Here is a 7096-nt window from a genome sequence, read left to right as displayed (position 1 = left end):
CCACGGCCACCGGTATTTCAAAGGCCACGTCAAAGGCGAAGAACAGGGTCATGACGAAAGCAAGGTAACTGCTGATGTCGGTCATCATCGCCACGCCTTCCGGGGTGGCGGCGGCGAAGAATTTGAACACCAGCGGGAAAACTAAGAAGTAGGCGAAGGCCATGCCCGCATAGAACAGAAAGATGCTGGAGATCAGCAGCGGCACGGCAATACGCTTTTCGTGCTTATACAAACCAGGCGCAATAAAGCCCCAGACCTGATGCAGGATCACTGGAATCGCAATAAACAGCGAAACCATCATCGTCAGCTTGAGCGGCGTGAGGAACGGTGAAGCCACGTCGGTGGCGATCATCGTGGCACCCACCGGCAGATACTCACGCAACGGTGTGGAAACCAAGGTGTAGATCTGCTGTGTAAAGGCAAACAGCGCGATGAAGATCAGAAAGATCGCCGCAATACAGCGCAACAAACGGGTACGCAGCTCGGTCAGGTGCGACACCAGCGGCATAGGCTGGTCGTGTTCGTGCTGCTCGTTTTTGGGGGAGTCGCTCATGCGCTTAAGGGGCTCGCGGTGGCAGGGTTGGGTCGTGTGGCGCTGGCGGTTGAGGCGCAGGCTCGGACTCGGTCTTGCTCAGGCTGGTCGGTGCCGAGGCTATTGGCTCCGCGGCGTGAAGCGCAGCGCCAGGCGCTACCTCAGGTGGGGTACCTGATGAAGCAGCAGGCTCAGCGGGCACGACAGGTGGTACGGTCGGGTGCAGAGGGGCCAAAATCTTTTTGGCTTCCTCTTGCATCGACAAAATGTGTTCGTTGTGCAATTGGCGCCGAATATCGTCGGCGCCAATTTCGCGTTCAACTTCCTGTTTGATCGAATTGAAACTGCGTTTCAAGCGTCCGATCCACAGGCCCGCCGTTCGTGCAGCACCTGGTAGGCGCTCGGGGCCTAACACCAAAAGAGCTACCAGACCGACGAGTAGCAGTTCACTGAAGCTGATACCGAACATTAGTTTTGGCTCACACGTCTTTGCGGGTAGGCTCTTCGACTTTTTGTGCCTGCACGTCGATGGTGTGCGGCTCATTCAGGGTCGAAGTAGTGTGTGGTGTTGGTGCGGCCGTTGGCTGTGCAGGAGGCACCACGGGCTCAGCAGGTTTTTCGTCGTCGTTCATGGCTTTGCGAAAGCCTTTAATCGACTCGCCGACGTCGGTGCCCAAGTTTTTTAGTTTTTTGGTACCGAAGACCAGGACTACCACTACCAGAATGACGATCCAGTGTTTCCAGTCAAAAATGCCCATGCTGTGCTCCTTGAAAACAGGGTTTATGTGGAAGGCCGTGAGGCTTTTTCCACGTGTCCAGAAGTGCCGATGCGGCGCTCCAGTTCATCCAGTACGGCCTGAGGATGCTGACCCAACTGGGCGAGCATGATCATGCTGTGGAACCATAAATCAGCTGTTTCATAAATAACATCACTGCAATCGCCACTGATAGCAGCATCTTTGGCCGCGATGATCGTTTCGACCGACTCTTCGCCGACTTTCTCCAAAATCTTGTTCAGCCCTTTGTGGTACAGGCTGGCGACATAGGAGCTTTCTGGGGTAGCGCCTTTGCGCTCTTCGAGCACTTGAGCGACGCGGCTGAGGGTGTCAGTCATGAGAGTGGCCTGCGTGATAAATGGCATTTGGATCTTTAAGTACCGGATCAACGGTCTTCCACTCAGCGTTTTCGTAAACGCGGTAAAAGCAGCTTTGACGACCGGTATGGCAAGCGATATCGCCGATTTGCTCAACCATCAGAATGATCACATCGGCGTCACAGTCCAAGCGCATTTCGTGCAGTTTTTGCACATGGCCTGACTCTTCGCCCTTGCGCCACAGTTTGCCGCGCGAGCGTGACCAGTAAATAGCACGGTTTTCAGCTGCGGTCAGGCTCAGCGCTTCGCGGTTCATCCAGGCCATCATTAGCACGCGCCCGGTTTTATGGTCTTGGGCAATCGCTGGCACCAAGCCATCGTTGTCCCATTTGATCTCGTCCAGCCAGTCTTTCATGTTTGACTCCGCACTCGCGATGCCACAGTTTGCCAGCCTCTCCCGGTCATTGGTATCGGCACATTTCCCAATGTTGACCCAGCCCCTGTAGAAGCTGCCGAAGACTGCGATCTTTTGGCCTTGGATACGTCCACGTTTTAATAAAACGCAGCGCTTACGATCGGCGCACAATCAGATAAAGGCCCACGGCCATCATCACGCCTGCTGGCCAATAGCCGATGCTGCCCAATGGCCCGACAGAGGCCAATAAAGCGCCTGCCACCAAGTGTCCTGCTCCCAACAGTCGCAAGAACCAGCCATCTCGGGACTCACGCATGATCAGTGGCTGATTCTTGGCATGAGGTTCAGACATGCGCTCCAGCAGATCGCGGGTCATCCCCGCCAGATGCGGGATTTGCTCGACCTGGCTGTGCAAGTTACGCAGCAAGGTTTTAGGGCTCACACGCTCACGCATCCAGCGCTCAAGGAACGGCTGTGCGGTCGCCCACAGGTCGAGGTCGGGATACAGCTGACGCCCCAGCCCCTCAATGTTGAGTAAGGTTTTTTGCAGCAAAACCAATTGCGGTTGGACTTCCATATTGAAGCGTCGAGCGGTTTGGAACAGGCGCATCAGCACTTGGCCAAAGGAAATCTCTTTGAGCGGTTTCTCGAAAATCGGCTCACATACAGTCCGAATCGCAGCCTCAAACTCGTTGAGTTTGGTGTTTGCCGGAACCCAGCCCGAGTCGATATGCAACTGCGCCACACGTCGGTAATCACGCTTGAAAAAGGCAAACAGGTTACGCGCTAAATAGTCTTGGTCTTCGGGGGTCAGGCTGCCGACGATACCGCAGTCGATGGCGATGTATTGCGGGCTCCACGGGCTGACCGTGCTAACAAAAATGTTGCCGGGGTGCATGTCGGCGTGAAAGAAGCTGTCACGAAACACTTGGGTAAAGAAAATCTCGACCCCGCGCTCGGCGAGCATTTTCATGTCCGTGCGCTGGTCGGCCAACGCGGCCAAGTCGGTGACTTGCAGCCCGTAGATACGCTCCATAACCAGCACTTTAGGGCGACACCAGTCCCAGTAAATCTGCGGCACATAGAGCAGTGGCGAACCTTCAAAGTTACGTCTGAGCTGGCTGGCGTTAGCCGCCTCGCGCAGCAGGTCGAGTTCGTCGTAAATGGTCTTTTCGTAATCGCTGACGACGTCTACCGGGTGTAGAAGGCGGGCGTCAGCGCTCAAGCGCTCAGCCGTTTTAGCCAGTACAAACAGCCATGCCATGTCCGAGCCGATGATTGGCTTCAGGCCGGGGCGAACAACTTTGACCACCACTTCTTCGCCCGTTTTAAGTTTGGCGGAGTGAACCTGAGCCACCGAGGCCGAGGCCAGCGGGGTAATGTCAAAACGACTAAAAACCTCACTGATTTTGGCACCGAGCTGTTCTTCGATCAGCTTGACCGACAGTTCAGGGTCGAACGGCGGCACGCGGTCTTGCAGCAACATCAACTCATCGGCGATGTCGGGAGGTAGTAAGTCGCGGCGAGTCGAGAGAATTTGCCCGAACTTGATGAAAACCGGGCCTAAGTCCTGCAATGCAAGGCGCAAGGCAGCACCTCGGCTCAGCTCCAGCTTTTTACGCGGGAACCAGCGCCACGGCAGGGCATAACGCACTGACAGTAGCCACCAAGGCAGGGGCAGGGCGAACAGCAGGTCATCCAAGCGGTAGCGAATGACGACGCGCTGGATGCGGAACAAACGGCGTATGGCAAGCAGCTTCATGCGTGATCGCTGGGTTTGAGGGATCGGCTGAGGCGCTCAAAGCGTGCCTCAAGGCGGTCCAGGTCGAGTGTGAGTTGGTCGATTTGCTCAAAGCGCGCCTGCGCTTCGCGTTCGCCGACCAAGGTGCGTGCTTCTTCGCTCAAGTATTCGGCCAGATTCTGATTGAGGCTGGCGAAACCTTGTTGGTACCAGTTGGCACGGCTGCGCAGGTGGCCGCCGATCAAGGCCGTGGGCACCGGGCCAAGCCAGCGCGAGAGTTCGTACTCCCAGTCCAGTTCAAGGTCTTGCAGCACAGCAGCCAGCGCCATCAGCGCTGTGCTATCACCTTCGAGCTCAACCTGAGGGCTATGCAGCACAGCGCTTTTGTCTTTGCTCAAGGCCAGGCGCAGCAGGCTAGAGGTGGGCGCGTACAAGGTGCAGTCCGCTTCGGCGGCCCACTCAGCGGCCAGCAGCAGACCCTCATCGCTGGGCAGAATAAACAGCTGTACCGCAGGGCTTGTGCCGTGAACTGCAATCACCTTGCCGGTCAACGGGCGTAAGCGTGCCATGGCGGTACTGTCCAACCGCAAAATCCGGTTGACGCCGTTTTCGACGCTGGCGAGAAGGCCGCGCAGCAACATCAGGGTTTGATGCCACGGTGCAAAGCGACGATGCCTGAGGTCATGTTGTGATAGGTCACGCGGTCAAAACCGGCCTCAATCATCATCGACTTCAGGGTTTCTTGGTTCGGGTGCATGCGGATCGACTCAGCCAGATAGCGATAGCTGTCTGCATCGTTGAGCACCAGCTTGCCCACCATTGGCATGAAGGCGAACGAATAAGCGTCGTAAACCTTGGACATCAAGGCGTTGGTGGGTTTTGAAAACTCCAGTACCAACAAACGACCGCCTGGCTTGAGTACGCGCAGCATAGAGCGCAGCGCGTCTTCTTTGTGGGTCACGTTACGCAGGCCAAAGGCAATGGTGACGCAATCGAAGTGGTTGTCCGGGAACGGCAGCTTTTCAGCATCGGCCTGAACGAACTCGATATTACCGGCGACACCTTTGTCCAGCAGGCGGTCACGACCGACTTTGAGCATCGAAGCATTGATGTCGGCCAGGACTACATGGCCAGTTGGGCCGACCAAGTGCGCGAATTTGCGCGCTAAGTCGCCGGTGCCACCCGCAATATCGAGCACCCGATTGCCTGTGCGGACACCCGACAGTTCGATGGTGAAACGCTTCCACAGACGGTGCATGCCGCCCGACAGAACGTCGTTCATCAAGTCATATTTACCGGCAACGGAGTGGAAAACCTCGGCGACTTTTTCCGCCTTTTGGCTTTCCGGCACGTTCTTGAAGCCGAAGTGAGTGGTGGGTTCGGCATCGCTGCCTTTGCGCTGATCAGTCATATCGCTGTCACCAGAAGAGAATGCTGGCCATTCTAATCCCGCAGGCCCACTTTGTCTTGGCGAGGGTCAATGTAAGTATAGTGATCGACTTATTGATGAGGAGAGCAGCAATGGCAAACATCAGCGTTGAGCGCACCCATGCTTTGGGGCTTGAACAGGCACGCGTCAAGGCTCGACAAGTGGTCGATAAGCTTGAGTCGAAGTACGGGCTGACCCCCGACTGGTCGGGCGACAAGGTCGTGCTAAAGCGTTCAGGGGTGGAAGCTTTGTTGGAAGTGGGCGAAACCACCGTCAAAGTAGACGTGAAGCTGGGCATGCTAATGACGGCGATGAGCGGCATGATTCAATCAGAAATCGAGCGCTCTCTGGATAAAGCGTTGGTATAGAGAGGGGTGCCGGTGTAATCGACTCCCTTTCGCAAAGACCGGCATCATTGAAAGGCAGTATTGATTAATGCTCATTGTGAGAATAGTCGATGGAGATAGCCCACTTTATTTCTGGGGGGTGTGCGACTTAGTGTTAGTGGTTGTTTTTGTTAGCTTTTAACTTTTGGTTTGTGTTTTAGTCTTTCTAGACATTCAACGTCAGCGACCTACGCTTGTCATAAGGGCCTTGTATTACCCGCTCGGTAATACAAGGACTATGACCTAGCGCTTAACGTTATTTGCGCAGTATTAAACTCTGAACAGGATGTTCATATATGGCTAAGGAAATTTACATTAAACGCGCTCACGCGCTGGCGTTAGATGAAGCGGTTAAAAGGGCTCAGGCTCTGGTGGCAAAGTTGGCCGATGAGTATTCACTTTCTCATAAGTGGGCCGGGCCTGTCGGTAGCATTAAGCACGGGATGACGGGCGTGACCGGGGGGATCGAAATCTTTAAAGATGCGGTGGTTGTTCATGTGGACCTAAGCTTTTTTTATCGAACTTTCAAAGGCCTCATTGAATCAAAAATTCATGAAGCGCTGGACCAAGAGTTAGGTCCTGTTTGACGGCCAGTGAGTGTGTCGAGCGTCGATGCCTTGATACATGAAGAATTAACGTCTAAACCTCATTGAGATGAGCATTTTGTTCATCTTGATGACTCGACGTTCTTACTTGCAGACGTCGCGACTCAACATTGAGGGGAACACGATGGCTGTTAAAAAGAGCAGTGCAACGACAGAAAATCATTCTTGGGTCGGAAAGGTAGAAGAATACTCCCGCAAAATTTGGTTGGCAGGTTTAGGGGTGTATTCGAAAATCGACTCAGACGGCAGCAAATTATTTGATGCGTTGGTCAAAGATGGTGAAAAAGCTGAAAAACTCGCCAAGAGTGCGGGCAGTAAAATTGTCAATGAGGCCAAAACAACCACGTCGTCTGCTCGTTCGCGGGTTGAAGATGTTAAAGATTTGGCGTTGGAAAAGTGGGGCGAGTTCGAAGAGGCTTTCGATAAGCATTTGGGGAGTGCGATCTCTCGTTTGGGCGTGCCGAGCCGTGAGGAAGTCAAAGCCTTGCATGCCCAGGTAGAGGTGCTGACTAAACACATCGAAAAACTGACAGCGGCAGCCGCAAAAGTGGCGGCCACCAAAGCTCCTGCGGCGAGTAAGCCTGCCCCCGCTAAAGCGACAGCGGCCAAACCTAGCGTTAAACCTGTCGCCAAATCTGCTGCGGCAAAGCCCGTTGCCAAGCCTGCGGCTAAAAAGCCCGCAGCGGCTAAAAAACCACCCGTAAAGAAAACACCTACGCAAACTTCATAACCGCTGGCGGGCACAAATAACCAAGGAGCTGAAACAACACCGGTTGTGGCCGCAGCAATGCACGTGACACAAAAAACATCACAACGATGGGCTGTAGGAGCTGCCGCAGGCTGCGATCTTTTGTTTTTAACGATCAAAAGATCGCGAGCGAGCTCGCTCCTACAT

The 7096-nt window shown here is 54.6% G+C and carries 10 protein-coding genes and 1 pseudogene; 3 read left to right on the top strand and 8 right to left on the bottom strand.

Annotated features, from left to right (window positions below; genetic code table 11):
- The 8 genes from tatC to ubiE form a co-directional block, all read right to left on the bottom strand.
- On the bottom strand, positions 1–553 hold a 553-nt coding region (gene tatC / locus AQS70_RS06635), incomplete at its 3' end, for a twin-arginine translocase subunit TatC (RefSeq protein ID WP_055102098.1).
- A gap of 4 nt (positions 554–557) precedes the next feature.
- Positions 558–1001 carry a Sec-independent protein translocase protein TatB gene (gene tatB / locus AQS70_RS06630; protein ID WP_055102097.1) on the bottom strand — a complete coding sequence of 148 codons (444 nt, stop codon included), beginning with the start codon at positions 999–1001 and terminating at the stop codon, positions 558–560.
- A 10-nt stretch (positions 1002–1011) separates the two neighbouring features.
- Positions 1012–1290, bottom strand: a complete 279-nt coding sequence (locus AQS70_RS06625; RefSeq protein WP_048366734.1) for a twin-arginine translocase TatA/TatE family subunit — start codon at positions 1288–1290, stop codon at positions 1012–1014.
- Positions 1291–1313: 23 nt separating this feature from the next.
- Positions 1314–1646: a phosphoribosyl-ATP diphosphatase gene (locus tag AQS70_RS06620; RefSeq protein WP_055102096.1), complete on the bottom strand. Its 333-nt coding sequence runs from the start codon at positions 1644–1646 to the stop codon at positions 1314–1316.
- Positions 1639–2040: a phosphoribosyl-AMP cyclohydrolase gene (hisI, locus tag AQS70_RS06615; protein ID WP_019412272.1), complete on the bottom strand. Its 402-nt coding sequence runs from the start codon at positions 2038–2040 to the stop codon at positions 1639–1641. The genes AQS70_RS06620 and hisI overlap by 8 nt, the downstream gene beginning before the upstream one ends.
- Before the next feature lie 154 nt (positions 2041–2194).
- Positions 2195–3802, bottom strand: a complete 1608-nt coding sequence (gene ubiB, locus AQS70_RS06610) for a ubiquinone biosynthesis regulatory protein kinase UbiB (protein ID WP_055102095.1) — start codon at positions 3800–3802, stop codon at positions 2195–2197.
- Positions 3799–4422: a ubiquinone biosynthesis accessory factor UbiJ gene (locus AQS70_RS06605; RefSeq protein WP_055102094.1), complete on the bottom strand. Its 624-nt coding sequence runs from the start codon at positions 4420–4422 to the stop codon at positions 3799–3801. Before AQS70_RS06605 ends, ubiB begins: the two co-directional genes overlap by 4 nt.
- Positions 4422–5192 (bottom strand): bifunctional demethylmenaquinone methyltransferase/2-methoxy-6-polyprenyl-1,4-benzoquinol methylase UbiE, encoded by a 771-nt coding sequence (ubiE, locus tag AQS70_RS06600; protein ID WP_055102093.1) that lies wholly within the window; start codon positions 5190–5192, stop codon positions 4422–4424. The genes AQS70_RS06605 and ubiE overlap by 1 nt, the downstream gene beginning before the upstream one ends.
- 110 nt (positions 5193–5302) lie before the next feature.
- On the opposite strand from ubiE, the gene AQS70_RS06595 reads away from it, so the two are divergent.
- The 3 genes and pseudogenes from AQS70_RS06595 to AQS70_RS06585 form a co-directional block, all read left to right on the top strand.
- The gene (locus AQS70_RS06595; RefSeq protein ID WP_055102092.1) at positions 5303–5578 is read left to right on the top strand and encodes a polyhydroxyalkanoic acid system family protein; all 276 of its coding nucleotides are present in this window, start codon (positions 5303–5305) and stop codon (positions 5576–5578) included.
- A 314-nt stretch (positions 5579–5892) separates the two neighbouring features.
- Entirely contained in the window at positions 5893–6183 is a 291-nt protein-coding gene (locus AQS70_RS06590) for a polyhydroxyalkanoic acid system family protein (protein WP_055102091.1), read from the top strand.
- 142 nt (positions 6184–6325) lie between these two features.
- Positions 6326–6910, top strand: a pseudogene (locus AQS70_RS06585) (phasin family protein); the annotation flags it as partial.
- Positions 6911–7096: the final 186 nt, after the last annotated feature.

The organism is Pseudomonas endophytica (assembly GCF_001411475.1).
Lineage (GTDB): Bacteria > Pseudomonadota > Gammaproteobacteria > Pseudomonadales > Pseudomonadaceae > Aquipseudomonas > Aquipseudomonas endophytica.
This window is presented reverse-complemented; position numbering and strand designations above follow the sequence as displayed.